Source organism: Salmonella sp. 5800 (assembly GCF_046558195.1).
GTDB lineage: Bacteria > Pseudomonadota > Gammaproteobacteria > Enterobacterales > Enterobacteriaceae > Salmonella > Salmonella enterica.
This window is the reverse complement of sequence record NZ_JBGDOX010000003.1, coordinates 38,959-64,574: the sequence shown is the minus strand read 5'-3', so window position 1 is coordinate 64,574 and position 25,616 is coordinate 38,959. Positions and strand designations below refer to the sequence as shown.

General features: G+C 53.8%; 24 protein-coding genes and 1 other RNA gene. 16 read left to right on the top strand and 9 right to left on the bottom strand.

Annotated elements, in window-relative coordinates:
• Window positions 1–28 precede the first annotated feature (28 nt).
• The 5 genes from ACLJZ5_RS07565 to ACLJZ5_RS07545 are packed head-to-tail and all read right to left on the bottom strand — an operon-like array spanning window position 29 to window position 3,081.
• Window positions 29–685, bottom strand: a complete 657-nt coding sequence (locus ACLJZ5_RS07565; RefSeq protein ID WP_000956925.1) for an ABC transporter ATP-binding protein — start codon at window positions 683–685, stop codon at window positions 29–31.
• Window positions 679–1,356 carry an ABC transporter ATP-binding protein gene (locus ACLJZ5_RS07560; RefSeq protein ID WP_024797520.1) on the bottom strand — a complete coding sequence of 226 codons (678 nt, stop codon included), beginning with the start codon at window positions 1,354–1,356 and terminating at the stop codon, window positions 679–681. The genes ACLJZ5_RS07565 and ACLJZ5_RS07560 overlap by 7 nt, the downstream gene beginning before the upstream one ends.
• Window positions 1,344–2,051 (bottom strand): energy-coupling factor transporter transmembrane component T, encoded by a 708-nt coding sequence (locus ACLJZ5_RS07555; RefSeq protein WP_020839035.1) that lies wholly within the window; start codon window positions 2,049–2,051, stop codon window positions 1,344–1,346. The genes ACLJZ5_RS07560 and ACLJZ5_RS07555 overlap by 13 nt, the downstream gene beginning before the upstream one ends.
• The gene (locus tag ACLJZ5_RS07550) at window positions 2,052–2,630 is read right to left on the bottom strand and encodes an ECF transporter S component (RefSeq protein ID WP_000124001.1); all 579 of its coding nucleotides are present in this window, start codon (window positions 2,628–2,630) and stop codon (window positions 2,052–2,054) included.
• A gap of 25 nt (window positions 2,631–2,655) precedes the next feature.
• Window positions 2,656–3,081 (bottom strand): PPC domain-containing DNA-binding protein, encoded by a 426-nt coding sequence (locus ACLJZ5_RS07545; RefSeq protein WP_024797519.1) that lies wholly within the window; start codon window positions 3,079–3,081, stop codon window positions 2,656–2,658.
• Window positions 3,082–3,454: 373 nt separating this feature from the next.
• Between ACLJZ5_RS07545 and epd the strand changes: the two genes are divergently transcribed.
• The 6 genes from epd (at window position 3,455) to ACLJZ5_RS07515 (ending at window position 9,626) form a co-directional block, all read left to right on the top strand.
• Entirely contained in the window at window positions 3,455–4,501 is a 1,047-nt protein-coding gene (gene epd / locus ACLJZ5_RS07540; protein WP_000218338.1) for an erythrose-4-phosphate dehydrogenase, read from the top strand.
• 21 nt (window positions 4,502–4,522) lie between these two features.
• On the top strand, window positions 4,523–5,686 hold the full coding sequence (gene pgk / locus ACLJZ5_RS07535; protein ID WP_000111274.1) for a phosphoglycerate kinase: 1,164 nt from the start codon (window positions 4,523–4,525) through the stop codon (window positions 5,684–5,686).
• A 101-nt stretch (window positions 5,687–5,787) separates the two neighbouring features.
• Window positions 5,788–6,867, top strand: a complete 1,080-nt coding sequence (fbaA, locus tag ACLJZ5_RS07530; RefSeq protein ID WP_000034387.1) for a class II fructose-bisphosphate aldolase — start codon at window positions 5,788–5,790, stop codon at window positions 6,865–6,867.
• Between the two features lie 222 nt (window positions 6,868–7,089).
• The gene (locus tag ACLJZ5_RS07525; RefSeq protein WP_000389833.1) at window positions 7,090–7,950 is read left to right on the top strand and encodes a small-conductance mechanosensitive channel MscS; all 861 of its coding nucleotides are present in this window, start codon (window positions 7,090–7,092) and stop codon (window positions 7,948–7,950) included.
• Window positions 7,951–8,150: 200 nt separating this feature from the next.
• Window positions 8,151–8,786, top strand: coding sequence for an arginine exporter ArgO (gene argO / locus ACLJZ5_RS07520; protein WP_000626876.1), 636 nt, complete (start codon window positions 8,151–8,153; stop codon window positions 8,784–8,786).
• A 93-nt stretch (window positions 8,787–8,879) separates the two neighbouring features.
• Window positions 8,880–9,626, top strand: a complete 747-nt coding sequence (locus ACLJZ5_RS07515) for an oxidative stress defense protein (RefSeq protein ID WP_000669854.1) — start codon at window positions 8,880–8,882, stop codon at window positions 9,624–9,626.
• Window positions 9,627–9,891: 265 nt separating this feature from the next.
• Here the strand turns inward: ACLJZ5_RS07515 and argP are convergent, their stop codons facing one another.
• A complete protein-coding gene (gene argP / locus ACLJZ5_RS07510) occupies window positions 9,892–10,785 on the bottom strand; it encodes a DNA-binding transcriptional regulator ArgP (protein ID WP_000828345.1) in 894 nt (297 codons plus the stop codon).
• A gap of 153 nt (window positions 10,786–10,938) precedes the next feature.
• Here argP and rpiA point away from each other — a divergent pair, with 153 nt between their 5' ends.
• Together rpiA and serA are read left to right on the top strand one after the other, a co-directional pair.
• Window positions 10,939–11,598, top strand: a complete 660-nt coding sequence (rpiA, locus tag ACLJZ5_RS07505) for a ribose-5-phosphate isomerase RpiA (protein ID WP_000189741.1) — start codon at window positions 10,939–10,941, stop codon at window positions 11,596–11,598.
• A 266-nt stretch (window positions 11,599–11,864) separates the two neighbouring features.
• Window positions 11,865–13,097 (top strand): phosphoglycerate dehydrogenase, encoded by a 1,233-nt coding sequence (gene serA / locus ACLJZ5_RS07500; RefSeq protein WP_001151627.1) that lies wholly within the window; start codon window positions 11,865–11,867, stop codon window positions 13,095–13,097.
• A 381-nt stretch (window positions 13,098–13,478) separates the two neighbouring features.
• On the opposite strand, the gene ACLJZ5_RS07495 is transcribed toward serA, so the two are convergent.
• The 3 genes from ACLJZ5_RS07495 to zapA all read right to left on the bottom strand — a co-directional run bounded on the left by ACLJZ5_RS07495 (window position 13,479) and on the right by zapA (window position 14,650).
• Entirely contained in the window at window positions 13,479–14,075 is a 597-nt protein-coding gene (locus tag ACLJZ5_RS07495; RefSeq protein ID WP_031617851.1) for a 5-formyltetrahydrofolate cyclo-ligase, read from the bottom strand.
• Window positions 14,076–14,095: 20 nt separating this feature from the next.
• Window positions 14,096–14,279, bottom strand: a non-coding RNA gene (ssrS, locus tag ACLJZ5_RS07490) — 6S RNA.
• A gap of 41 nt (window positions 14,280–14,320) precedes the next feature.
• Window positions 14,321–14,650 carry a cell division protein ZapA gene (gene zapA / locus ACLJZ5_RS07485; protein ID WP_001276011.1) on the bottom strand — a complete coding sequence of 110 codons (330 nt, stop codon included), beginning with the start codon at window positions 14,648–14,650 and terminating at the stop codon, window positions 14,321–14,323.
• Between the two features lie 166 nt (window positions 14,651–14,816).
• On the opposite strand from zapA, the gene ACLJZ5_RS07480 reads away from it, so the two are divergent.
• The 8 genes from ACLJZ5_RS07480 (at window position 14,817) to ACLJZ5_RS07445 (ending at window position 25,589) form a co-directional block, all read left to right on the top strand.
• Window positions 14,817–15,395, top strand: a complete 579-nt coding sequence (locus ACLJZ5_RS07480; RefSeq protein ID WP_000027236.1) for a YecA family protein — start codon at window positions 14,817–14,819, stop codon at window positions 15,393–15,395.
• Between the two features lie 25 nt (window positions 15,396–15,420).
• Complete coding sequence (gene pepP / locus ACLJZ5_RS07475; RefSeq protein ID WP_000193681.1) at window positions 15,421–16,737, top strand: Xaa-Pro aminopeptidase; 1,317 nt, start codon at window positions 15,421–15,423, stop codon at window positions 16,735–16,737.
• A complete protein-coding gene (ubiH, locus tag ACLJZ5_RS07470) occupies window positions 16,734–17,912 on the top strand; it encodes a 2-octaprenyl-6-methoxyphenyl hydroxylase (RefSeq protein WP_024797517.1) in 1,179 nt (392 codons plus the stop codon). The genes pepP and ubiH overlap by 4 nt, the downstream gene beginning before the upstream one ends.
• Window positions 17,913–18,037: 125 nt before the next feature.
• The gene (ubiI, locus tag ACLJZ5_RS07465; protein ID WP_001192143.1) at window positions 18,038–19,240 is read left to right on the top strand and encodes an FAD-dependent 2-octaprenylphenol hydroxylase; all 1,203 of its coding nucleotides are present in this window, start codon (window positions 18,038–18,040) and stop codon (window positions 19,238–19,240) included.
• Window positions 19,241–19,694: 454 nt separating this feature from the next.
• On the top strand, window positions 19,695–20,789 hold the full coding sequence (gene gcvT / locus ACLJZ5_RS07460) for a glycine cleavage system aminomethyltransferase GcvT (RefSeq protein WP_000068736.1): 1,095 nt from the start codon (window positions 19,695–19,697) through the stop codon (window positions 20,787–20,789).
• Between the two features lie 25 nt (window positions 20,790–20,814).
• Entirely contained in the window at window positions 20,815–21,204 is a 390-nt protein-coding gene (gene gcvH, locus ACLJZ5_RS07455; RefSeq protein ID WP_001295377.1) for a glycine cleavage system protein GcvH, read from the top strand.
• A 162-nt stretch (window positions 21,205–21,366) separates the two neighbouring features.
• A complete protein-coding gene (gene gcvP / locus ACLJZ5_RS07450) occupies window positions 21,367–24,240 on the top strand; it encodes an aminomethyl-transferring glycine dehydrogenase (RefSeq protein ID WP_024797516.1) in 2,874 nt (957 codons plus the stop codon).
• Window positions 24,241–24,695: 455 nt separating this feature from the next.
• Window positions 24,696–25,589, top strand: a complete 894-nt coding sequence (locus tag ACLJZ5_RS07445) for a transporter (protein ID WP_000819375.1) — start codon at window positions 24,696–24,698, stop codon at window positions 25,587–25,589.
• The last annotated feature ends 27 nt before the right edge of the window (window positions 25,590–25,616 follow it).

Below are 25,616 nucleotides of genomic sequence, written 5' to 3'. Positions count from 1 at the left end.
AAAACGGGTCGCTTCGGCGACCCGTTTTTTATTCCCCCTTTGACAACCTGCCGTTTTCCAGCCGTACCACCCGTGAAAAATGACGCCGGGTAAACGCAGCGTCATGGCTAATCGCCACGACGCTGGTTCCCCGTGCCCGGCATGTCGCCAGCCAGTGTTCAAATACGGTTAGCCAGTGGGCGTCAAAATCCCGGCTGGGTTCATCCAGCAATAACACAGGCGGCGCCATCGCCTCCAGACTGGCGACCGCCACCATCCGGCGCTGCGCGGCGTGCAGATCAAGCGGGTGTGCCTCGGCGACGTCCGTTAGCTGGCATAACCGCAGCGCGGCCTGCGTGCGCCGTGAAATTTCCTCTGCCGATAAGCGCTGTAGTTTCAGCCCAAAAGCGACCTCTTGCGCGACATTGCTGTGGAAAATCTGGTTTTCCGCTTCCTGAAAGAGTACGCCGATAGCGGCGGCGCGTTGACGATTTTTAAGCTGCGCAATCGGCTCTCCATTAAGCGTTACCGAGCCGGAAGTGGGGGAAAGCAGGCCGGCCATAATCCGTAACAGCGTTGATTTTCCCGCGCCGTTATCGCCGGTCAACGCCAGCCATTCGCCGTCACGAAGTTCAAGCGAGATGGCGTGCAGACAGTCTGCTGCGGCATCCGGCCAGCGATAAGCGACCTGATTTAACGTCAACATAATGGGGTTAGCGCTCCGTCGCGCAATTGCCATACCCGCTGGCATCGCGTCAGAAAAGGAAAGTGATTACGTTCAAAAAGCACAATGAGAGAATGACGTTCCTGCGCCCACTGTTGTAACCGTTCCAGCAGCGTCCCGGTGGCCGCTGAGGTCAGCCGACTGAAGGCTTCATCAAGAACTAATAGCCTGGGCTGCATGGCAAGCGCGCTGGCAATCACTACCCGCTGCGTTTCGCCGCCGGAGAGCGTGCCGGGATGGCGATGGCGTAACGACTGGCAGTTTGTCAGAGTCAGCGCCTCGTCAATGCGCCGTAGAATTTCTGCTTCATGGAGGCCGAGATTCTCCGGGCCAAACGCCACCTCTTCCTCTACGCTAAAGGTACAGCCGGAAAGCTGTAAATATGGCGATTGCTGCACCAACTGGATGGTGGGCGACTGTTCTACCAGCGGGAGCCGCCCGATAGGGACGCCAAGCAGTAAGCCTGTGCCGTTAATATCGCCGGGGAGATAATCCGGATACCAGCCAGCCATCAGTTGCGCCAGCGTACTTTTTCCGCTGCCGTTATCGCCGACTATCGCCACTATTCCGGGTGTTGAATAGTGGAAATCAAAACATGCCGGCGGGCGTGTCGCATCGGACGGAAGATAACGAAACTGCTCTAACGTAACCATATCCACACTCCCGCTTCCGCCAGTATTAGCAGTACCATGCCATACCGCGCAACCCGTTGTAACATGCTATCTTTCGGCGCCCACAGCGTGGTTCGGGCTCGATGCAGCCGAAACCCCCGCATATCCAACGCCGCGCCGCGTATTGTCAGATCGTTAAGCGCATTTTGCGTAAGCGGCACGATCAGCGCAGGCATAGCCCGTAGCCGCTGATACCAGCCTTCATCCAGCGGTACGCCGCGCGCGCGCTGGGCTTCATGAACGATCGTCAGTTGTCGTTTGAGTTGTTCGACGACCAGCAGCGGGCCAGCGAACAGGTAAGCGATGCCGGGTGGCAGACGTGAAGCGAACAGGGCGCGAATAAACCGCTGAACCGGCACATACTGCATCCATAGCTGCGACGTCGACACGATCGCCAGCAGGCGTAGCCATAGCGTAACGGCATATATCCAGCGCTGCGGATCGCGAGGCTGCCCGCTTATCCATTCCGTTAGCCAACCGCCATGTACCAGCCATAGCCCAAACCCTAAAGACAGCATCAGCCAGGCGACATACTTCGCCCGCCGCCGCGTTGATTTCAGCGCCAGCAGACAGAGGAAGGCCGCCGCGCTATAAACCGGGAGCACGGTCTGCGCAGGGAGTAGCAGCGTGGTGCAGGCCGCCAACGCCCATAAGGTTAACGAGGTAAACGGATGCATTTAGCGTACGGCTGACATCGCAGGAAAATGCCGTGTCGTACGTAACGGTAGCTGACGCAGCAGCACCCAAACGATGATCGCCGTCAGAATTTTATCGACCAGATTAGCGCCTATGACGGTAATCGCGACCGACTCCACCAGGTTTTGGCCCATTGAATGCATCCAGGCGACGAATAAATCAGCGCCGCTACCGGTAACGCCGCCAAAAAGCGCGGTACGAAGCGGTACGGCGACCAGCGTCACCGCTAACGTAATGACGACCCCGCTGACGATCACTTTGGGCAGGGTACGAAACCAGCCTGCGCGCGCCAGCCACCCGGCGACCAGACCGATAACCATCGCTACCGGGGCAAACGCGGCAGCGATAGGGTCGGTAAGCAGCCCCCACAGCAAGTTGGTCAGAAGCCCAGTCAACATGCCGATGAACGGCCCTAACAGTACCGCGCTAATTAAGGTGCCGATCGAGTCGAGAAAAATAGGCAGCTTCAACATGCTAATAAGCTGTCCGCCAATCATATTGATGGCAATAGCGATGACAATCAGCACCAGAGACTGGCTGGAAAACGGGCGACGCGCCATAAAGTACCTCTTAAAGAGTCGTCAATTAACAGGAAGAAATATGCAGTTCGTCATAACCGGAAATGGCGCACGGTTGACGGCTGAACGTCAGCGCTGGCAGCTCGCCGATAACCAGTTCCAGCGTGGTACGCACGGTACACCCTGGCATCATATGGCCGCCGAGCATGGCCCCGTAGGGATCCGATACCGCGAGATGCAGATGCTCGCCGGTCAATTCAAGCGTGCCGTTTAGCGAGATAACTTCAAACGTGCCTGTGAGCGATGTGGTCGCCTCTTGCCCGGCATAACGCAGCGCAACGTCGGTCAGACTGCCGGTACACCCTGCAATCCAGGCGGCATGTAATTGGTTCTGTTGCACAAAGGCGTGTAATTGGGAAAACACTTCCTGGCCGGGAAGCAGACGAAGCGCGTAAAAGCGCGCTGTAGAGGCATTGTGGTGAGATACAGTCATCGTTACAGGACTCCGAGACTCGGACGTGGCGCTGATAATATAGACGCTGGCGACAGCGCTTTCTGATATAAATCAGTATTTGTGACGCGACGATGAAAAGATCTGACGGATGAACTGGTGATTCTTAAATATGGAATAAATTGCAGCGTAAGCGGCCATGAAATGTGATGCAGGTCAGATAACTGTCTTCTTCGACTGGACAAACATTCCTTTTATTCCCCGTTTCGCTTATTCTAGCTGAAGCGTTTCAGTTAATTAAATGTTCGACAATTAACCAATCAGTCGCAGTTTGCGACAGGTGAGGTTTTACTCGACGATGAGCTGCATTACTCTGTCAGCCTCATCTGAATCGGGATAGCCTTGCAGGAGACCTATGACCGTACGCATAGCGATTAATGGCTTTGGTCGCATCGGGCGTAACGTGGTTCGTGCTTTGTATGAATCCGGACGTCGGGCGGAAATTACCGTGGTGGCCATCAACGAGCTGGCGGATGCCGCAGGCATGGCGCATTTGTTGAAATACGATACCAGCCACGGGCGTTTTGCATGGGAGGTTCGCCACGAGCGCGAGCAGCTTTTTGTCGGTGACGATGTCATTCGTATTCTGCATGAACGAACGCTGGCGGATCTGCCGTGGCGCGAACTGGGCGTGGATGTCGTGTTGGATTGTACGGGCGTATATGGCAACCGGGAGCATGGCGAGGCGCATATTGCCGCTGGCGCGAAGAAAGTGCTCTTTTCTCATCCGGGCAGCAACGATCTTGACGCCACCGTCGTTTTTGGCGTGAACCAGAACCAACTGCGTGCGGAACATCGTATTGTCTCAAACGCGTCCTGTACCACGAATTGCATAATTCCCGTCATTAAATTGTTGGATGATGCTTACGGCATTGAGTCTGGTACCGTCACGACGATCCACTCCGCGATGAACGATCAGCAGGTGATCGACGCGTATCACTCCGATCTGCGGCGCACGCGCGCGGCCAGCCAGTCGATTATCCCGGTAGATACAAAACTGGCGGCAGGCATTACGCGTATATTTCCGCAGTTTAACGACCGTTTTGAGGCGATTGCGGTGCGCGTTCCAACCATTAATGTGACGGCGATCGATTTAAGCGTAACGGTGAAAAAACCAGTAAAAGCCAGTGAAGTCAACCAGTTGCTGCAAAAAGCAGCACAAGGTGCATTTCATGGTATAGTTGACTATACGGAATCACCGTTGGTCTCGATAGATTTTAACCACGACCCGCACAGCGCCATTGTTGATGGCACGCAAACCCGGGTCAGTGGCGCCCACCTGATCAAGACGCTGGTCTGGTGCGATAATGAATGGGGCTTTGCTAACCGGATGCTCGACACCACGTTAGCGATGGCCGCAGTTGGTTTCAGGCTCGACGCGTCAGCGTCGACAAAACTTTAAGCATCATTGAGAGGATTCACCATGTCTGTAATTAAGATGACCGATCTGGATCTGGCCGGGAAACGCGTTTTTATCCGTGCGGATCTGAACGTACCTGTTAAAGAAGGGAAAGTGACCAGCGACGCGCGTATCCGCGCCTCTCTGCCGACCATCGAACTGGCTCTGAAACAGGGCGCGAAAGTGATGGTAACTTCCCACCTGGGTCGTCCTACCGAAGGCGAGTACAACGAAGAATTCTCTCTGCTGCCGGTTGTTAACTACCTGAAAGACAAACTGTCTAACCCGGTTCGCCTGGTCAAAGATTACCTGGACGGCGTTGACGTGGCCGAAGGTGAGCTGGTGGTTCTGGAAAACGTTCGCTTTAACAAAGGCGAAAAGAAAGACGACGAAGCGCTGTCTAAAAAATATGCCGCCCTGTGTGACGTATTCGTGATGGACGCCTTTGGTACCGCGCACCGCGCGCAGGCTTCTACCCACGGTATCGGCAAATTTGCTGACGTTGCGTGCGCAGGCCCGCTGCTGGCCGCTGAACTGGATGCGCTGGGTAAAGCGCTGAAAGAACCGGCTCGTCCGATGGTGGCTATCGTTGGTGGTTCTAAAGTATCTACCAAACTGACCGTTCTGGATTCCCTGTCTAAAATCGCTGACCAGCTGATTGTCGGCGGCGGTATCGCCAACACCTTCGTTGCCGCTCAGGGCCACAGTGTCGGTAAATCCCTGTACGAAGCTGACCTGGTTGACGAAGCAAAACGTCTGCTGACCACTTGCGATATCCCGGTTCCGACCGATGTTCGCGTTGCCACCGAGTTCTCCGAAACCGCACCGGCGACTCTGAAATCCGTTAACGACGTGAAAGAAGACGAGCAGATCCTGGATATCGGCGATGCTTCCGCTCAGCAGCTGGCTGAAATCCTCAAGAATGCCAAAACCATTCTGTGGAACGGCCCGGTTGGCGTGTTTGAGTTCCCGAACTTCCGTAAAGGGACTGAAATCGTGGCGAATGCCATCGCTGATAGCGAAGCGTTTTCCATCGCTGGCGGCGGCGACACCCTGGCGGCAATCGACCTGTTCGGCATTGCTGACAAAATTTCCTACATTTCTACTGGCGGCGGCGCATTCCTCGAATTCGTGGAAGGTAAAGTTCTGCCAGCCGTAGCGATGCTCGAAGAGCGCGCTAAGAAGTAATCGTTACGGGCAGGGATTCCTGCCCGTTGATTTATTGCCGATCTGACATTCAGGGCGGCCCGTGTTTTTTCCCAAAGCCCGACGATACAGGACAACGAAACATGTCTAAAATTTTTGATTTCGTAAAACCAGGCGTGATCACTGGTGATGACGTACAGAAAGTGTTCCAGGTAGCAAAAGAAAACAATTTTGCTCTGCCGGCAGTTAACTGCGTGGGCACTGATTCCATCAACGCTGTTCTGGAAACCGCTGCAAAAGTTAAAGCACCGGTCATCGTTCAGTTCTCCAACGGCGGCGCTTCCTTCATCGCGGGTAAAGGCGTGAAAACTGACGTACCTCAGGGCGCGGCAATCCTGGGCGCTATCTCTGGCGCGCATCACGTTCACCAGATGGCTGAACATTATGGCGTTCCGGTTATCCTGCACACTGACCACTGCGCGAAGAAACTGCTGCCGTGGATCGACGGTCTGCTGGACGCGGGTGAAAAACACTTCGCGGCTACCGGTAAACCGCTGTTCTCTTCTCACATGATCGACCTGTCTGAAGAGTCTCTGCACGAAAACATCGAAATCTGCTCCAAATACCTGGCGCGCATGTCCAAAATTGGCATGACTCTGGAAATCGAACTGGGTTGCACCGGTGGTGAAGAAGACGGCGTGGACAACAGCCACATGGACGCTTCTGCCCTGTACACCCAGCCGGAAGACGTTGATTACGCGTACACTGAACTGAGCAAAATCAGCCCGCGTTTCACCATTGCCGCTTCCTTCGGTAACGTACACGGCGTTTACAAGCCGGGTAACGTGGTTCTGACCCCGACCATTCTGCGTGATTCTCAGGAGTATGTTTCTAAGAAACACAACCTGCCGCACAACAGCCTGAACTTCGTTTTCCACGGCGGTTCCGGTTCTACTGCTCAGGAAATCAAAGACTCCGTAAGCTACGGCGTAGTGAAAATGAACATCGATACCGATACCCAATGGGCAACCTGGGAAGGTGTTCTGAACTACTACAAAGAAAACGAAGCGTATCTGCAAGGCCAGCTGGGCAACCCGAAAGGCGAAGATCAGCCGAACAAGAAATACTATGACCCGCGCGTATGGCTGCGTGCTGGCCAGACTTCGATGATCGCTCGTCTGGAAAAAGCATTTAAAGAACTGAACGCGATTGACGTTCTGTAATGTAGTCTGTTGATTAAAATGGCTTCCCTCGGGAAGCCATTTTTTTATCGTTATTTCCGGAGAGCGGCGTTAACGCTTTCATCCGGCCAACTCACAGTGTGCCTGCCTTTTTGGGGATGATGCCGAAAAATGGCATATTCCTCTGTTTTTGTTTACCTTTAAAAAGTTCTTTTCGTGAGAATGATCTCATTTGCTTGTTTTGCTATGACCAAGGAATATTGAATGGAAGATTTGAATGTTGTCGACAGCATAAATGGTGCGGGCACCTGGCTGGTACGCAACCAGGCGTTATTGCTCAGCTATGCTGTGAATATTGTTGCGGCTATCGCTATTATCATCATCGGCTTGATTGTAGCGCGCGTGATCTCCAATACGGTAAATCGTCTGATGCGTGCGCGTCATATTGATGCGACAGTGGCCGACTTTCTTTCTGCGCTGGTGCGCTATGGGGTTATCGCTTTTACGCTGATTGCGGCTTTGGGGCGCGTGGGGGTTCAAACCGCCTCGGTTATTGCCGTACTGGGCGCCGCTGGTTTAGCCGTTGGCCTGGCATTACAGGGATCGCTTTCTAACCTTGCGGCTGGGGTATTGCTGGTTATGTTCCGTCCGTTCCGCGCCGGTGAGTATGTCGATTTAGGCGGCGTTGCCGGTACGGTACTGAATGTGCAAATCTTTTCCACAACAATGCGCGCGGTAGACGGCAAAATTATTGTAATTCCGAATGGCAAAATTATCGCGGGAAATATCATCAACTATTCTCGTGAGCCGGTTCGCCGTAACGAATTCATTATTGGTGTGGCCTACGATTCGGATATCGATCAGGTGAAACAGCTGCTAACGACGATTATCGAGTCCGACGATCGTATTTTAAAAGATCGCGAAATGACGGTGCGTTTGAATGAGCTGGGCGCCTCATCGATTAATTTTGTGGTGCGTGTCTGGAGTAAAAGCAGCGACCTGCAAAATGTCTACTGGGACGTGCTGGAACGTATTAAACGTGAATTCGACGCCGCTGGTATTAGCTTCCCGTACCCGCAGATGGACGTCAATTTTAAACGCGTGAAAGATAACGCCGCGGAGTAATTTTCCTCCCGTGCTGCCTGCCGGTGCTGCGCTTATCCGCCTCCAGTATTCTCTGGTTATTGAGCGGATAAGCGTAGCCGCCATCCGTTATTCAGTCTCTTCATTAGCTTTTCTTATTAGTGATTAAAATTATCAATTTCCGCTAATAATATTCCCGCGCTATAGTCTGCCTTTAAGAAAAACAGCTCAGGGTAGTTAACGTGATATCTTATTATTTTCAAGGGCTTGCCCTTGGCGCCGCCATGATCCTTCCGCTTGGCCCGCAAAATGCGTTTGTGATGAATCAGGGAATTCGTCGCCAGTACCACCTCATGATAGCGCTGCTTTGCGCGTTAAGTGATTTAGTCCTGATTAGCGCCGGTATTTTTGGCGGTAGCGCGTTGCTGATGCAGTCGCCGTGGCTGCTGGCGCTGGTCACATGGGGCGGGGTTGCGTTCTTGTTATGGTACGGTTTTGGCGCGCTGAAAACGGCAATGAGCAGTAATCTGGAGCTGGCCAGCGCCGAGGTTATGAAGCAGGGGCGCTGGAAAATTATTGCTACGATGTTGGCGGTAACGTGGCTGAATCCGCACGTTTATCTGGATACGTTTGTCGTGTTGGGCAGTCTCGGCGGACAACTGGCTATGGAGCCAAAGCGCTGGTTCGCCCTCGGCACGATTAGCGCGTCGTTCTTATGGTTTTTTGGGTTAGCGCTACTGGCGGCCTGGCTTGCGCCTCGACTGCGTACGGCGAAAGCTCAACGCATTATCAACATTCTGGTTGGGGTGGTGATGTGGCTTATCGCCTTCCAACTGGCGCGGGAAGGCGTCGCGCATATGCACGCGCTTTTCAACTAAGCGTTGTCTGATGGACAACAGGCCGATATCCGCTAAGCTTGCCTGCATGCGCCCTGTATATCAGGGCAATGACTGCAATATGGAGGAGAGACTGTGAAGTTCAAAGTGATGGCCCTGGCGGCATTAGTGGGTTTAAGTGCAATGTCGGCGCAGGCAAGCGAATTGCCGGAAGGCCCGCACATCGTGACTTCCGGTACGGCAAGCGTCGATGCTGTGCCTGATATCGCCACCTTAGCGATTGAAGTGAACGTCGCGGCGAAGGATGCGGCGACGGCGAAGAAGCAGGCCGATGAGCGCGTGGCGCAATATCTTTCCTTCCTTGAGCAAAATCAGATTGCGAAAAAAGACATTAGCGCGGCGAATCTGCGCACGCAGCCGGATTATGATTACCAAAACGGTAAAAGCATTCTGAAAGGGTATCGCGCGGTGCGAACCGTTGAGGTGACGCTGCGTCAGTTAGATAAACTTAATTCGCTGCTGGACGGCGCGCTGAAGGCGGGTCTGAACGAGATTCGTTCGGTATCGCTGGGCGTAGCGCAACCGGACGCCTATAAAGACAAGGCCCGCAAAGCCGCCATTGATGACGCGATTCATCAGGCGCAAGCGCTGGCAGCCGGTTTTAACAGCAAATTGGGGCCGGTTTACAGCGTTCGTTACCATGTCTCTAATTATCAGCCGAGTCCGGTGGTGCGAATGATGAAAGCCGCAGATGCTGCGCCGGTATCCGCGCAGGAAACTTACGAGCAGCCGACCATTCAGTTCGACGATCAGGTCGATGTGGTATTCCAGCTTGAACCTGGAACAGGGCAGACGTCGACAACGGCCGCCAGCACGCAGTAATCTCGCCCGGCCTGGGCGCTTCCAGGCCGCGTTTTCTCCCGGTGTTCTCGTTTTTTGCTCCGTATTACGCAATGAAATGAAGATTTGCTAATACGGTGAGCGTTTTGAATCGCCTTGTCGCCAGCAAAAAATAGCCAATGGCGCGTCGTTTTTTGCCGCCTGAACGCAATGATTTTGTGATGAATTTCAAAGAAGTGACGAGGGAATAATGGGTCATGCAGGCCGGATAAGACGTTCACACCGCCATCCGGCATTCATAGAGAGGCTAATCCTGACGCAGCACCTTGTGCCCGTACTCCAGCAGCGCGTCGGTCACTTTGCGCATCATTCGGCTTTCCGGGGCAAAGCGGTGCCAGTAAAGCATCCGGCGCTGTAGCAAACCAGGCGTTAAGTTGATCAACTCGCCGCTTTCCAGCTCTTTCTCAATCTGCAGGTGAGGGATCATGCAGCAGGTCGTGCCCTGACGCGCAAGCTGTACAAACGCTTCGGATGAATTAACGATATGGCACGGCACGCTGCCGGGCGGTAGATCGAAATTCTGTTGCAAAAAGGCCTGATGCATATCATCCAGATGGTCGAACGCGACGGCGGGCGCTTTCAGCAGCGACGACCGGGTAACGCCATTGGGGAAATAGCGCTCGGCAAACGGCTTTGACGCGACAAACAGATAGTCGAGTGCGCCCAGTTTGTCTACCAGGCAGCTGGGCAGCGCCTGATGCTGAATACTCACCGCGCCCACCACCTCGCCGCGCCGCAGACGTTCTTGCGTGCGCGTTTCATCTTCCACCTGTAAATTGAGACGGATAGGGGAGTCCGCCAGCACCGGCGCCAGCGCCGGAAGCAGCCAGGTCGCCAGACTGTCGGCGTTAACCGCCAGCGACAGAAGCAGCGGCGTAGAGCCGGTTTGTTCATCGCCCAGCCACTCTTCTTCCAGCAGTTCAACCTGACGCAGCAGAGCCAGTAATTTTTGTCCTTGTTCCGTGGGGCGAGGAGGAACGGTACGCACCAACAAAGGTTGTCCGAACATATTCTCAAGCTGTTTTATGCGCTGTGAGACGGCGGATTGCGTGATGCACAGCTTCTGGGCGGCGCGCTCGAATCCTCGTTCACGTATAACGGCATCCAGCGCCTGTAGTGTTCTGTAGTCCGGACGTTTCATTGTTGTGTCATGCTCCTGTTATTTTTTTCCGCACTATGACATAAATTTGCCGTCGGTACAGATGAAATCCGTAGCCTGTGTACGGACACGGAGATTTTTCCCGACAATGTTCTATAATGCGGCTGTATTTTCACACCACAGGCGAAACGATCTATGACGCAGGATGAACTGAAAAAAGCGGTAGGATGGGCGGCACTTCAGTATGTACAGCCCGGCACCATTGTGGGCGTTGGTACAGGCTCAACGGCCGCACACTTTATTGATGCGCTGGGCACAATGAAAGGCCAGATTGAAGGCGCGGTCTCCAGCTCGGACGCCTCGACTGAAAAACTCAAAGGCCTCGGTATTCATGTGTTTGATCTCAACGAAGTGGATAGCCTGGGTATCTATGTCGATGGCGCGGACGAAATCAACGGTCATATGCAGATGATCAAAGGCGGCGGCGCGGCATTAACCCGTGAGAAAATTATTGCTTCCGTGGCGGAGAAATTTATCTGCATTGCGGATGCCTCTAAGCAGGTAGATATTCTTGGCAAATTCCCGTTGCCGGTCGAAGTGATTCCGATGGCGCGCAGTGCGGTCGCTCGTCAACTGGTGAAGCTGGGCGGGCGTCCGGAGTACCGTCAGAACGTGGTCACGGATAACGGCAACGTGATTCTGGATGTTTATGGTATGGAAATCCTTGATCCCATCGCGCTGGAAAACGCCATTAACGCGATTCCGGGCGTCGTGACCGTAGGGTTGTTCGCCAACCGTGGCGCCGATGTCGCACTGATCGGCACGCCGGACGGGGTGAAAACCATCGTAAAATGATCCCGCCAGGCGTATTTCCTGCCGCGTAAAAAATTCGGTCAGGGCAAATTTGGTGACATGTATCACGTTTAATCGTTTGCCCTGCCGATCCCTCCAAAGAAAAAGTTATTCCCGGTATTTTCATCTGCTATTTCCCGCTGTATGCGATTCCTTCACGACGCTGGCGCAAACGTTCATATTGCCGTGATAATTTTTTTTGATATGTTGAAGGACGGATGCAAATCCATACACAACATCAGATGGCAAAAAAAGACAGGATCGGGGAAATGGCAAAGGTATCGCTGGAGAAAGATAAAATTAAATTTCTGCTGGTTGAAGGGGTGCATCAAAAGGCGCTGGAAAGCCTTCGTGCGGCAGGTTACACCAACATTGAATATCACAAGGGCGCGCTGGACGCTGAACAGTTGAAAGCGTCCATCCGCGATGCCCACTTCATCGGTCTGCGATCCCGTACTCATCTGACAGAAGAAGTGATTAACGCCGCAGAGAAGCTGGTGGCGATTGGCTGTTTTTGCATCGGCACCAACCAGGTGGATTTAAATGCGGCGGCAAAACGCGGTATTCCGGTCTTTAACGCGCCATTCTCGAATACCCGTTCCGTGGCGGAGCTGGTGATTGGCGAGCTATTGCTGCTGCTGCGCGGCGTGCCGGAAGCGAACGCCAAAGCGCACCGCGGCGTATGGAATAAACTGGCGGCGGGATCGTTCGAAGCGCGCGGTAAAAAGCTTGGCATTATCGGTTACGGCCATATCGGAACGCAGTTGGGCATTCTGGCGGAATCGCTGGGGATGCATGTCTATTTCTATGATATTGAAAATAAACTGCCGCTTGGTAACGCAACTCAGGTGCAGCACCTGTCTGAATTGCTGAATATGAGCGATGTGGTCAGTCTGCACGTACCTGAAAACGCCTCCACCAAAAACATGATGGGCGCAAAAGAGATTGCCCTGATGAAGCCGGGTTCGCTGCTGATTAACGCCGCGCGCGGTACGGTAGTGGATATCCCGGCTTTGTGCGACGCGCTGGCGACGAAACATCTGGCGGGGGCGGCTATCGACGTCTTCCCGACGGAACCGGCCACTAATAGCGATCCGTTTACCTCTCCGCTGTGCGAATTCGATAACGTGATCCTGACGCCGCATATCGGCGGCTCGACGCAGGAGGCGCAAGAAAACATCGGTCTGGAAGTCGCAGGAAAACTGATTAAGTACTCGGATAACGGCTCGACGCTGTCCGCCGTGAACTTCCCGGAAGTGTCGCTGCCGCTGCACGGCGGTCGTCGCCTGATGCACATCCACGAAAACCGCCCGGGCGTATTGACCGCGCTTAACCAGATCTTTGCCGAGCAGGGCGTTAACATTGCCGCACAGTATCTGCAAACCTCCGCCCGAATGGGGTATGTGGTAATTGATATAGAAGCCGATGGCGATGTGGCGGAGAAAGCGCTGCTGGCGATGAAGGCGATTCCGGGCACCATTCGCGCCCGTCTGCTGTACTAATTTCCTCTAAATGGGCAGGAGATGACCTGCCCATCCTTTCTTCTGGTTTCCCTGCCTCAACATCTCTTCGTGTAACGCATACATTCTGTTTTCGAGCCTTGCCGCAATTGGTAATTAAAGGCAGCGTTGCGTGTTGTACAGCAATAAAAGGAATTTACGATAAGGGCTCAGCATAGCGCTGAAACGGGAAAGCCCCTACCGAAGCAGGGGCTCTAAAAAGGAAAGGGACGATGATGAGATACGTCATCATGCTGCTGATCCTGTTAATCATCGCTACGCCAGCATATTAACAGAGAGTACGCAGGAGGGAGGTTCGCCTCCCTCACCCTTCACCGAGAAATTTAGGTCAAAAAAGCGACGCTGTCAATCGGCAAAACACGGCTACCACTCCCAAATTTTGGACGGCGTCACCACCGCAGGCAGCGGGATATCCCACTCTTCAACCGGCAGCTTTTCCACTAACTGGCAATCATGCGCGTAACCCACAGGTAGGATCTTATGCTGCTGCCAGTTTTGTAGCGTACGGTCATAAAATCCGCCGCCCATCCCCAGGCGCTGCCCGCCTTCGTCAAACGCCACTAACGACGTTACCAGCACATCCAGCTTTGCCAGCGGCAATACGTCGCGGACATCAAGCCGTGGCTCCTGGATCTTTAAGCGGTTGGTCACCAGCGCACTCTGCGGATGATAGTGCAGGAACAGGAGGTTGCCAGGGCTAAAGGGATGAAGAACCGGAAGGTAGACGCGCTTGCCCGCTTGCCATAGCTGTTCTATCAGCGGCTGGGTGTCGAGTTCGCCATCAAAGGAGAGAAACACGGCGACAGTGTGCGCCATCACGACGGGAGGAAAGCTGAGCATTCGGGCGGCGGCCTGTTGACCAAAGCGGCGTTGCTGCTCTGGCGTCAGCGCACGGCGACGTTGCCGAATCATTCGGCGGATTTCTTGTCGTGATAAAGAGAGTTCGGGAAGTTGCGTCATGGCTGTCGCCAGTCAGAAGGGGAATCTCCGAGATGCCGCCGCAGGCTGTAACCCTTGAACCCTTGGTTCAAGGTGAATGTGTCGTCACAGTTTTAAGGCTTCTCGGACGAACCGAGCATGCTCACCAACCGCGGAGCGCCACATTCTTGTGGTATGAAATATCGGCTCAGGGGACTGGCCCGCTTGCAAACATCTCAGAGAAATTCTGTTTTCACAATCACTTTACCATAGTAAAGCGAAAAGTGTTATTCAAAGTTTTGGCCCGTTTTTTCGGTTATGCGACCTTGATCAAGCAACGCCTGTTCGATGGTCTGTTGTAGCATCCGAATACGTTGTTCCATGCTCGCCGCGTAATCGCGGGTCTTCGCTTTTTCCTGAGTTAACTCATAGCTGATATTCAATGCGGCAATGAAAACCAACTGCTCAGTATTTGTGACTCTAGTGCGAACTTTCAGATCTTGCAACCGCTGATTCAGATCGTCCGCAGCCTGATTCAACGCATCCCTTTGGTCAGGCGGGCAATTCACTCGCAGTGAACGGCCAAATATTTGGATATCGACGGGTTGTGCAGACATGCCACCTTCCTGCTGATTGACTGCGCTGCCTTCGTCTCCAGACCCAGGGTCCGCGAAGGGGCGACACTATAGCTACCCTGGTGTGAAGATACAAGCCCTTTTCTGGTTCACCAGGGTCCAAAGTGGTAGCATATCATGAATATCCTCCCTTTGATGACGAATGCTTATGTCTATACAGAACGAAATGCCTGGTTACAACGAAATGAACCGGTTTTTGAATCAACAAGGGGCCGGTCTGACCCCGGCTGAAATGCATGGTTTAATCAGCGGGATGATTTGCGGCGGCAACAACGACAGCTCATGGCAGCCGCTGTTGCACGACCTGACGAACGAAGGTCTGGCCTTCGGGCATGAGCTTGCTCAGGCGCTGCGCAAAATGCACGCGGCGACCAGCGACGCGCTGGAAGACGACGGCTTTCTTTTTCAGCTTTATCTGCCTGAAGGCGACGATGTCAGCGTATTCGATCGCGCAGATGCATTAGCCGGGTGGGTTAACCACTTTTTGCTTGGCCTCGGCGTAACGCAGCCTAAACTTGATAAAGTCACCGGCGAAACGGGTGAAGCGATTGACGACCTGCGTAATATTGCGCAGCTTGGTTATGATGAGAGCGAAGATCAGGAAGAGCTGGAGATGTCGCTCGAAGAGATCATCGAATATGTCCGTGTTGCGGCGCTGTTATGTCATGACACTTTCACGCGCCAACAGCCGACCGCGCCGGAAGTGCGTAAACCGACGCTACACTAAGAAAAAACGAAATGGAGGCCATGTCATGACTCAGCAGGAATACCAACGCCGTCGCCAGGCATTACTGGCGCAAATGCAGCCCGGCAGCGCCGCGCTGATCTTTGCCGCGCCGGAGGCGACGCGCAGCGCAGACAGTGAATATCCGTATCGCCAGAGTAGCGACTTCTGGTATTTCACCGGTTTTAACGAACCGGAAGCCGTGCTGGTACTGATTAAGAGTGATGACACCCACAACCACAGCGTTTTGTTCAACCGCGTTCGCGACCTGACGGCGGAAATCTGGTTTGGTCGCCGTTTAGGACAGGATGCCGCGCCGGAAAAACTGGGCGTTGACCGGGCGCTGGCGTTTAGCGAAATCAACCAGCAACTCTTTCAGTTGCTTAATGGTCTGGATGTGGTGTACCACGCGCAGGGCGAATATGCGTATGCCGACGAGATTGTTCTGGCTGCGCTGGAGAAGCTGCGTAAAGGCTCCCGCCAGAATCTGACCGCGCCGGCCACCATGACTGACTGGCGACCGATCGTCCATGAGATGCGCCTGTTCAAATCGCCGGAAGAGATTGCTGTCCTGCGCCGTGCCGGGGAAATTAGCGCGCTGGCGCATATCCGCGCGATGGAAAAATGCCGTCCGGGGATGTTTGAGTATCAGCTGGAGGGGGAAATTCACCACGAATTTAATCGCCACGGCGCGCGCTATCCCTCCTATAACACCATTGTCGGCAGCGGCGAAAATGGCTGTATCCTGCATTACACTGAAAACGAAAGTGAAATGCGCGACGGCGATTTAGTGCTTATCGACGCGGGCTGTGAATATAAAGGTTACGCGGGCGACATCACGCGTACTTTCCCGGTGAACGGGAAATTCACGCCAGCCCAGCGTGAAATTTATGACATCGTTCTGGAATCGCTGGAGACCAGCCTGCGACTGTTCCGTCCTGGCACCTCTATTCAGGAGGTGACCGGCGAAGTCGTGCGCATCATGATAACCGGGCTGGTGAAGCTGGGGATTTTGCAAGGAGAGGTTGATCAACTGATTGCCGAAAATGCGCATCGTCCTTTCTTTATGCATGGCTTGAGCCACTGGCTGGGGCTGGATGTTCATGATGTCGGCGTTTATGGGCCGGATCGCTCCCGCATCCTGGAGCCGGGCATGGTACTGACCGTAGAGCCAGGCCTCTATATCGCGCCGGATGCCGACGTGCCGGAAGCGTATCGCGGCATTGGCGTTCGAATTGAAGATGACATTGTCATTACCGAAACCGGTAATGAAAACCTGACCGCTGGCGTTGTGAAGAAGGCGGATGACATTGAGGCATTAATGGCGGCGGCGCGGCAGCAATGAGCGTCATTATCGTTGGCGGCGGCATGGCAGGCGCGACGCTGGCGCTGGCTATCTCTCAGTTCAGTCATGGGACGTTGCCGGTACACCTGATTGAAGCGAAAGCGCCTGAAGCCGACGGTCATCCCGGCTTTGACGCCAGAGCGATTGCGCTGGCGGCGGGCACTTGCCAGCAACTGGCGCGAATTGGCGTCTGGCAGGCGATTTCCGATTGCGCAACGGCAATCAACACCGTACACGTCAGCGATCGCGGTCATGCCGGATTTGTGACTCTCGACGCGCAGGACTACAGTCTGGCAGCGTTGGGGCACGTTGCGGAGCTGCATGATATCGGGCTGCGTCTGTTTGCGCTCTTGCGTAAAGCGCCAGGCGTTACGCTGCACTGCCCGGAGCGCGTAGCCAGCGTGTCGCGTACCCAACAGCAAGTTAACGTCACTCTGGAAAACGGCAATGTGATAGCTGGCAGCGTGCTGGTGGCGGCTAACGGTACCCACTCCGCGCTCGCGTCAGTCTGCGGCGTTGACTGGCGTCAGGAGCCTTACGAACAGTTAGCGGTGATAGCGAATGTCGCAACCGCTATCCCGCATCAGGGACGCGCCTTTGAACGTTTTACCCCCAATGGCCCGCTGGCGATGTTGCCGATGTCGCATGGCCGATGTTCGCTGGTTTGGTGTCACCCGCTCGACCAGCGCGATGAGGTGCTGAGCTGGTCCGACGCGCAGTTTTGTCATGCGTTGCAGGCCGCGTTCGGCTGGCGGCTGGGGCGAATTACTCAGGCGGGTAAGCGCAGCGCGTATCCGCTTGCCCTGACTACGGCGGCAAAAGTGTTTACTCACCGGACTGTCGTGGTCGGCAATGCGGCGCAGACGTTGCATCCTATCGCCGGACAAGGGTTTAATCTCGGTCTGCGCGATGTCATGAGCCTGGCGGAAACGCTGGTCGCGGCACAGGACGCGGGCGAGGATATTGGCGCCTGGCACGTGTTATCGCGCTATCAGCAGCGTCGTCAGGTTGACCGGGATACGACGATTGGCGTAACGAACGGTCTGGTCCATCTATTTGCAAATCGTTGGGCGCCGCTGGTTATTGGGCGCAATATCGGTTTAATGGCGATGGAATTATTACCACCTGCGCGCGATGCGCTGGCACAGCGGACCTTAGGTTGGGTTGCGCGTTAAGCCGATCTGTAGGCCGGATAAGGCGTTTACGCCGCCATCCGGCATCGTGTTCGTAAAAATACCGGATGGCAGTTTCGCCTTATCCGGCCTACGGTTTTGATTGTTCCGGTTTCCAGGAGTAAATAGTGCAAAGTGTTGATGTAGCAATAGTTGGCGGAGGTATGGTGGGACTGGCTGTCGCCTGCGGCTTGCAGGGGAGCGGCTTGCGCGTTGCGGTACTGGATCACGTTGTCCCCCAGCCGTTGGCGAACGATGCGCCGCCTCAGCTTCGGGTGTCGGCGATTAATGCCGCCAGCGAAAAACTGCTTACCCGTCTTGGCGTATGGTCAAACATTGTGGCGCGACGGGCAAGTTGCTACCACGGTATGGAAGTCTGGGATAAAGACAGCTTTGGCCGTATTACGTTTGATGACGCAAGCATGGGATATAGCCATCTGGGGCATATTGTTGAAAACAGCGTCATTCACTACGCACTGTGGCAAAAAGCGCAGCAAGCGGCGGATATCACCTTAATGGCGCCAGCGGAGTTACAGCAGGTTGCCTGGGGAGAGAACGACGCCTTCCTGACTTTAAAAGACGGCGCGATGTTAACCGCGCGTCTGGTGATTGCCGCGGATGGCGCCAACTCCTGGCTGCGTAACAAAGCGGATATTCCCTTAACTTTCTGGGACTACCGTCACCATGCGCTGGTAGCGACTATCCGCACCGAAGAGCCGCATGGCGCGGTTGCTCGCCAGGTGTTTCATGGTGAAGGTATTCTGGCGTTTTTGCCGTTAAGCGATCCGCATCTGTGTTCCATTGTCTGGTCGCTTTCTCCGCAGGATGCGGAGCGTATGCAACAGAGCGGCGACGAGGCGTTTAACCAGGCGTTGACTATCGCCTTCGATAATCGGCTGGGCTTATGCCGCCTGGAAAGCGAACGGCAGATTTTTCCGCTGACGGGCCGCTATGCTCGCCAGTTTGCCGCGCATCGTCTGGCATTGGTCGGCGATGCCGCGCACACCATCCACCCGCTGGCAGGGCAAGGCGTCAACCTCGGCTTTATGGACGCGGCCGAACTGGTGGACGATCTGCGCCGGCTTCAGCGCCAGGGCAAAGACATTGGTCAACATCTTTATCTTCGTCGTTATGAGCGTAGCCGTAAACATAGCGCGGCGATGATGCTTGCCGGGATGCAAGGTTTTCGTGACCTGTTTGCCGGCGAAAATCCGGCAAAAAAATTGCTGCGTGACATCGGGCTGAAACTGGCGGATACGCTCCCCGGCGTCAAACCCCAACTGCTTCGCCAGGCAATGGGGCTAAACGACCTTCCGCAATGGCTTCGTTAAGCGTCTGACTGCACGCCAGCAAGAGTTTGAAACCCGTCACACTTTGCTTTCCCGGCTATCGCGCCGGGGGGCTTTCCTCGTTTGAAATAATCTAATTTCACCGCTTATTTCGCATTATATTTTCTAATGCCACTATTTTTGGCGAACGCGATTTTAGACATTTTTTCCGCATTTAATATTAATTTATGTTGTGGTAAATCGTATCAGCTTCCTTTTTATGACGGTTATTTAGTGTGATATTGGTTTTTTGTGCTGATGAGATTTTAGCGTTTTTTAGTCATAAGCTAATGTGATGGTAAATTCAGCCTTATGGTTTAGCGCCTGGTTCGGTGGTAAGTTCAGGAGCAAGAGAACGTTTGCGTCGGCGCAGGAAAAAGGGCGTCGATGCCAGGTTTCGTGGCGAAGATTTCCCATGAAAATGGTTGTTAGCCCCCGCTAATTCAACGAGGAAAAGATGGCCCAACAGACGCCTTTGTACGAACAACACACGCTATGCGGCGCCCGCATGGTCGATTTTCATGGCTGGATGATGCCCCTGCATTACGGCTCTCAGCTTGATGAACACCACGCTGTGCGCACCGATGCCGGGATGTTTGATGTATCGCATATGACCATTGTCGATCTTCATGGCAGCCGCACCCGGGAGTTTCTACGTTATCTGCTGGCAAACGACGTCGCGAAGCTAACGAAGACGGGTAAAGCCCTCTACTCCGGTATGCTTAACGCATCGGGCGGCGTGATTGATGACCTTATCGTCTACTACTTCACTGAAGATTTCTTCCGTCTCGTTGTTAACTCCGCCACCCGCGAAAAAGACCTCTCCTGGATTACCCAACACGCTGAACCTTATGCCATCGACATCACCGTTCGTGACGACCTGTCGCTGATTGCGGTACAGGGGCCGAATGCGCAGGAAAAAGCGGCGACTCTGTTTACTGACCAACAGCGCCATGCAGTAGAAGGTATGAAGCCGTTCTTCGGCGTACAGGCGGATGATTTGTTTATCGCCACCACCGGTTATACCGGCGAAGCGGGCTATGAAATCGCCATGCCGAATGAAAAAGCGGCGGATTTCTGGCGTGCGCTGGTGGAGGCGGGCGTGAAGCCGTGCGGTCTTGGCGCGCGCGACACGCTGCGTCTGGAAGCAGGCATGAACCTGTACGGTCAGGAGATGGATGAAGGTATCTCTCCGCTGGCGGCTAATATGGGATGGACTATCGCCTGGGAACCTGCTGACCGCGACTTTATTGGCCGTGAGGCGCTGGAGATGCAGCGTGAAAAAGGCCATGAGCAGCTTGTCGGTCTGGTGATGACCGAGAAAGGCGTATTGCGTAATGAACTGCCGGTGCGTTTTACCGATGCGCAGGGCAATCAGCAAGAAGGCATTATCACCAGCGGGACGTTTTCCCCAACGTTGGGCTACAGCATTGCGCTGGCGCGCGTTCCGGCGGGCATCGGCGAGACGGCGATTGTACAAATTCGTAACCGTGAAATGCCGGTAAAAGTGACTAAACCTGTTTTTGTGCGTAACGGCAAAGCCGTCGCGTGATTCATCCTTTTTTGGAGATTAATTGATGAGCAACGTACCCGCAGAACTGAAATACAGCAAAGAACACGAATGGCTGCGTAAAGAAGCGGATGGCACTTACACCGTTGGCATTACTGAACACGCTCAGGAGCTGTTGGGCGATATGGTTTTTGTTGATCTGCCGGAAGTCGGCGCGACCGTAAGCGCGGGCGACGACTGCGCCGTGGCGGAGTCCGTAAAAGCGGCGTCCGACATTTATGCGCCGGTAAGCGGCGAGATCGTGGCGGTAAACGATGCGCTGAGCGACTCCCCGGAGCTGGTGAACAGCGAACCGTATGCCGGTGGCTGGATCTTTAAAATCAAAGCCAGCGATGAAAGCGAACTTGAATCGCTGCTGGATGCCACCGCGTATGAGGCATTGTTAGAAGACGAATAATGTTGTGCCGGATGGCGCTAATGTTTATCCGGCCTACTCACTGCAACGCGAATGATTTTGCGTATTCGTTTTCGCACGCGTAGGCCCGGTAAGCGTCAGCGCCACCGGGCAATTGAGTTAGAGACACCTACGATTCACTGCACGTTTCAGGAACCATCGCCCATGACACAGACGTTAAGCCAGCTTGAAAACCGCGGCGCTTTCATTGAACGCCACATCGGACCGGACGCCGCGCAGCAGCAAGAGATGCTGAATGCGGTTGGCGCCGAGTCGTTAAACGCGCTGACAGGTCAGATTGTGCCGAAAGACATTCAGCTCGCGACTCCGCCGCAGGTTGGCGAGGCGGCAACCGAATATGCCGCACTGGCGGAATTAAAAGCCATCGCCGGGCGTAACAAGCGCTTCACGTCGTACATTGGCATGGGCTACACCGCCGTGCAGCTACCGCCGGTTATCCTGCGCAACATGCTGGAAAATCCAGGCTGGTATACCGCCTACACCCCTTATCAGCCGGAAGTCTCTCAGGGGCGTCTGGAAGCGCTGCTCAACTTCCAACAGGTGACGCTGGACCTGACGGGGCTGGACATGGCTTCCGCCTCTCTGCTGGATGAAGCGACCGCCGCCGCTGAAGCGATGGCGATGGCAAAGCGCGTCAGCAAACTGAAAAATGCCAACCGGTTCTTTGTCGCCTCTGATGTCCATCCGCAAACTCTGGACGTCGTGCGTACTCGCGCCGAAACCTTTGGCTTTGACGTCATTGTGGATGACGCGGCGAAAGCACTGGATCACCAGGATGTGTTTGGCGTGCTGTTACAACAGGTAGGCACCACCGGTGAAATTCACGACTACAGCGCACTGATTGCTGAGCTGAAATCCTGTAAAGTTGTGGTTAGCGTCGCCGCCGATTTTATGGCGCTGGTGCTGCTTACCGCGCCGGGTAAACAGGGCGCGGACATTGTTTTCGGCTCTGCGCAACGCTTCGGCGTACCGATGGGGTACGGTGGCCCGCATGCGGCGTTCTTTGCCGCCAAAGACGAATTTAAACGCTCCATGCCAGGCCGTATTATCGGCGTCTCAAAAGATGCGGCGGGCAATACCGCACTGCGCATGGCGATGCAGACTCGCGAGCAGCATATCCGTCGTGAGAAAGCGAACTCCAACATTTGTACCTCGCAGGTACTGCTGGCTAACATCGCCAGTCTGTATGCCGTTTATCATGGTCCGGTCGGTCTGAAGCGCATCGCTAATCGTATCCACCGTCTGACCGATATTCTGGCGGCAGGTCTGCAACAGAAAGGCTTAAAGCTGCGTCATGCGCATTACTTTGACACGCTGTGTGTGGAAGTCGCTGATAAAGCTGCGGTACTGGCGCGTGCGGAAGCGGCAGAGATCAATCTGCGCAGCGATATTCATAACGCGGTTGGTATTACGCTCGATGAAACCACCACCCGTGAGAATGTGGCGCAGTTGTTCAATGTTTTGCTGGGCGACAGCCACGGTCTGAACATTGAAACACTGGATAAAGACGTGGCGCTTGATAGCCGTTCCATTCAGCAAAGTATGCTGCGTGACGATGCGATTCTGACGCATCCGGTATTTAACCGTTACCACAGCGAAACCGAGATGATGCGCTACATGCACTCGCTGGAGCGTAAAGATCTGGCGCTGAATCAGGCGATGATCCCGCTGGGTTCCTGCACCATGAAGCTGAACGCCGCCGCCGAGATGATTCCTATCACCTGGCCGGAATTCGCTGAACTGCACCCGTTCTGCCCGCCGGAACAGGCCGAAGGATATCATCAGATGATTAGCCAGCTTTCTGACTGGCTGGTGAAACTCACCGGGTACGACGCCGTCTGTATGCAGCCTAACTCCGGCGCACAGGGGGAATACGCGGGGCTGCTGGCGATTCGTCACTATCACGAAAGCCGCAACGAAGGGCATCGCGATATCTGCCTGATTCCGGCCTCTGCTCACGGCACTAACCCTGCTTCTGCACATATGGCAGGAATGCAGGTGGTGGTTGTGGCGTGTGATAAGAACGGCAACATCGACCTGGACGATCTGCGAGCAAAAGCAGAACAACATGCTGCGAACCTCTCTTGCATCATGGTGACCTATCCGTCCACCCACGGCGTCTATGAAGAAACGATCCGTGAAGTGTGTGAAGTTGTGCACCAGTTCGGCGGTCAGGTTTACCTTGACGGCGCGAACATGAACGCCCAGGTCGGCATCACCTCACCGGGCTTTATTGGCGCGGACGTTTCGCATCTTAACCTGCATAAAACTTTTTGCATTCCGCACGGCGGCGGCGGCCCAGGCATGGGACCGATCGGCGTTAAAGCGCATCTGGCACCGTTTGTACCGGGTCATAGCGTGGTGCAAATCGAAGGGATGCTCACCCGTCAGGGCGCGGTGTCTGCCGCGCCGTTCGGTAGTGCCTCTATCCTGCCAATCAGCTGGATGTACATCCGCATGATGGGCGCAGAAGGCCTGAAGCAGGCAAGCCAGGTCGCGATTCTTAACGCTAACTACATTGCCAGCCGTCTGAAAGACGCGTACCCGGTACTGTATACCGGTCGCGATGGCCGTGTGGCGCACGAATGTATTCTTGATATTCGCCCATTGAAAGAAGAAACCGGCATCAGCGAGCTGGATATTGCCAAGCGTCTGATCGACTACGGTTTCCATGCGCCAACCATGTCGTTCCCGGTGGCGGGCACGCTGATGGTAGAGCCGACGGAATCTGAAGGTAAGGCCGAGCTGGATCGCTTTATCGATGCGATGCTGGCTATCCGCGCAGAGATTGACCAGGTGAAAGCCGGTGTCTGGCCGCTGGAAGATAACCCGCTGGTGAACGCGCCGCACATTCAGAACGAACTGGTCGCCGAGTGGGCGCATCCGTACAGCCGTGAAGTTGCCGTATTCCCGGCAGGCGTGGCAGACAAATACTGGCCGACGGTGAAACGTCTGGATGATGTTTATGGCGACCGTAACCTGTTCTGCTCCTGCGTACCGATTAGCGACTACCAGTAATTTACTGATTCGACTGTTTTCTAAAGGCGCTTCGGCGCCTTTTCAGCTTGTTAATAAAGTGCGCTTTGTTTATGTCGGATGCAGTGTGAGTGCCTTATTCAGGCTACAAAGTGTTACTAATTCAATATATTACACTAAATCGTTGGCTCCTGTCAGGCAACCTGGCGTTTGTATCAGTGTATTAGCCAGAATTAAATTACCGCTTTTTTAGAGCCTAATGATTCATTGTGCATCATTTTTACCTTGCTGTTATTTAATCAAAACAACACAGTATATTTACATGTAGTTACAAATGGTTTCTCTCCGGAATCGTTATTTACCTCTCAATATAGTTACAAAAATTTCCGTATATTAAATTCATCAAGTTATTAATTTAAATTATAAATTAAAAATAAACATAAATAACGTAAATATTTATTAACTTAGCGCTTTGTTTTTTATACCTGGAGGGAATAATGAAACGATTTATATTTCTGCCATTAATGACATATTTTCTATTAATGAATGCAATGGCAGCTAACGGAGAAAATAATCCCAGTAATCTATTAGGTGCACCAGTTAATACCGCTATTTCTGGTGGTTCAGTATTGCCGGAAGGAAAGTTATTAACCGCCGTGAATAGCTCATTTCGCGATAAAGATCATCAAATCGAGGGGCACGGAAGTCCGGATGTTTACTCCCAGATATGGTTATTGAAGATTCGTTACGGTTTGACCGACAGACTGGAATTATCAACTGTGGGTTCCTATATCAATAACAAACGAGACAATCTGTCTCCTGAGCACATAGAGGGAATGGGCGACCAATCGGTGGGGGTCAATTATGCTTTAATGAGCCAGCGAAGAGGTGATCCGTTTTGGGTTACGGTAGGTGGGGCAGTATTACTACCCACCGGGCAAGATGGAGATAATCATTTGCCTGGGAATAGCGCCTGGGGAGGAAGAGTAACACTCACTTTAACAAAATTATTTACTCCTAACATTAAAGGGGATATGGGTTTTGTATATCAGGGACCATTTGAGCGCGGTAACCAGGACGTGAAACGAGGTAACGAATTCCAGTGGAATACCCAGGTGCGGTATATGTTTAGCGATTTACCGCTGGATCTTGGTCTGGAAAGTGCCTACAGCAATAATGCCTCTGGAACGAAAAAACTGTCTAATGGCAGCGTAATTAATAACCATTCTGGAACTACCGAATGGGTTGTTGGTCCGTCATTTAATATTGCCGTCGATTCACTGAAATTATGGTTTGGTGCCGGAGCCTTCTTCCCGGTAATGCAGGAAGCGAAGTCGCCAACCAAAATGGAAGATGTACGCTGGGAATTTAAAATAGGTAAGACCTGGTAAGACTCGTTCAAAGTGTTACCCGCCGAC